The sequence below is a fragment of the Blastomonas sp. genome (assembly GCF_041747255.1).
GTDB lineage: Bacteria > Pseudomonadota > Alphaproteobacteria > Sphingomonadales > Sphingomonadaceae > Blastomonas.
On record NZ_JBGTFM010000071.1, the window covers coordinates 1 to 1,879 of the forward strand.

The following is a 1,879-nucleotide window of genomic DNA, read 5'->3' on the forward strand; positions in this document are numbered from 1 at the left end:
CCGGTGTCGCCCACAAGCCGCTCGGGCCACAGGCCGAAGCGCTCCTGCGTCCGATCGATCATGCGGCGCTGCGCGGTGACCTCGGCCTGGCGTATTGCCGTGGTCGCCTCGACATCGACGATTACTGCGTGCTGGAGATCAATCAGGTCGTTGGTAGCATAGGCGAAGAAGGCACGCTCGCGGCTTGCTGCTGTCCAGCGCGCCGCCGGATCGGCCACCGCCAACTGCCTGGGCGGCACTGGGGTCGCTCCGCCAAAGGCGGCATCATCAAGCACGGCCAGATACTCGCGAACGGCATGGCTGGTGGCTGCGTCAGGCAAGGCGTCCGCGCTATCGACGGCATGCTGGCGGCTCACATTGGCGCGCACGAGGCTGCCATCGACCTCGAACCCTTCGCCGCCAACCAGTCCCTCGACAATGCAGCGCGCCACGGTCGTCTCGAACAGCTGGCGCAGGACATCGCTATCACGGAAGCGCCCCCGAGCGACTTTGGGCCGGTTCTTCGAGAAGGTTGAGTGATCGGGCACATCGCCTTCCAGCCCAAGGCGGCAGAACCAGCGATAGGCGAGGTTGACATGCACCTCATCGCACAGTCGCCGCTCGGAACGGATGCCCATGCAATAGCCGATGATCAGCATTCGGATCATCAGCTCGGGATCAACCGAGGGCCGACCGGTCGAGCTGTAGAATGGCCGCAGATGTTCGCGAATGCCTGACAGGTCAACGAACCGATCAATCGAGCGGAGCAGATGATCCTGCGGAACATGCCGCTCCAGGTTGAAGCTGTAAAACAGCGCTTCCTGCGCCACCGTTCGATCGCCCATCATCACACCGTCTCCGCTTCCTCGCAGAGACATAGAATCAATACTCTAGCGCCATTGCAAGGGCGACTTTTTCAACAGAATCCACCCATTTCCCGCAATCCCAAGAGTCAGTGAGATAGACGGGAACCAGACATATCAGCCGCCGCACCTTTACTCCACTAATGACCTTTCGCGCTGGTCGAACTGCCCGGAGATGGGCTGTGAGCAGAGGCACGTGCCTCTGTTCACCCTTCGCAGGGGAACGGTGAGGCAGGGCTTACCGCGACAGTCCGTCAATCGCAGCCCAGCCGTCGATTATCCATGCAATTTGCTGAGCCCGCGCACGGGTCATGCCGCCTAACGCGATGACCGGCGTCTGTACGCGCCGAGCGAGGATGGAAAACCGCGCCACGCCCAAAGTCTTCCCACCCGGATGGGTGCGGGTCGCGAATACCGGCGAGATCAGGACCAGGGTTGCGCCGCTCTCCGTTTTCCGGCGAACGCCGGAATCCAGGGGCGGTTTCAATGCAACCTGACTCCTGGACTCCGGCTTTCGCCGGACAACGACTTGGCCAAAACTGGCTTGTCGCAATTCCTTCAGATTGTGCACCGTGATCAACCGCAACAACCTGCCAGCAGCCGTACCACTCGGAGGCCCATAAAAACCGTCCGCACCCCAGCGGCGCGCCGTCTGTGCATCGCCCGCGAGCACGATCACCCCGCCGCGCCTGCGCATCATTGCCGCGAGCCGGTCGAATCGCGCGCGCCGGGCGGCTGCGTCGAGATGATAATGCCTGAAAATCAGCCCTGACCCGCACGGCAACCGGGCAATCGCACGTTCCAGCGCGGCATCGTTGCGCGCATCGCTGACCAGCCAAAGACGTGGAGGCCAACGCAGGGGAGCAGACAATCCGGGCTGGCGGCGGGGCATTGCCGCGCTTATAGCCGCAGGCCATGAACACGCAAAGCCCAGAGGATATCACCCCACCCAACGGCCCGCTGGCCGATATCCGCGCCGCCATCACCCAGTCGGAAAAGATCGCGGGCCGCCCCGCCAGATCGACCACGCTGATCGC

Annotated in this window: 2 protein-coding genes; both read right to left on the reverse strand. The window is 63.1% G+C overall.

Features of this window, described 5'->3' with window-relative positions; all coding sequences use genetic code 11:
* The coding region (locus ACEW8G_RS02660) for a transposase (protein WP_373486899.1) at window positions 1–827 on the reverse strand (827 nt) is incomplete at its 3' end.
* 253 nt (window positions 828–1,080) lie between these two features.
* Window positions 1,081–1,734, reverse strand: coding sequence for a thiamine phosphate synthase (locus ACEW8G_RS02665; protein WP_373486900.1), 654 nt, complete (start codon window positions 1,732–1,734; stop codon window positions 1,081–1,083).
* Window positions 1,735–1,879: the final 145 nt, after the last annotated feature.

Coding starts and splice junctions, on each gene's coding strand:
- ACEW8G_RS02665 (WP_373486900.1), bottom strand. CDS start 1,734: ATGCCCCGCCGCCAGCCCGGATTGTCTGCTCCCCTGCGTTGGCCTCCA.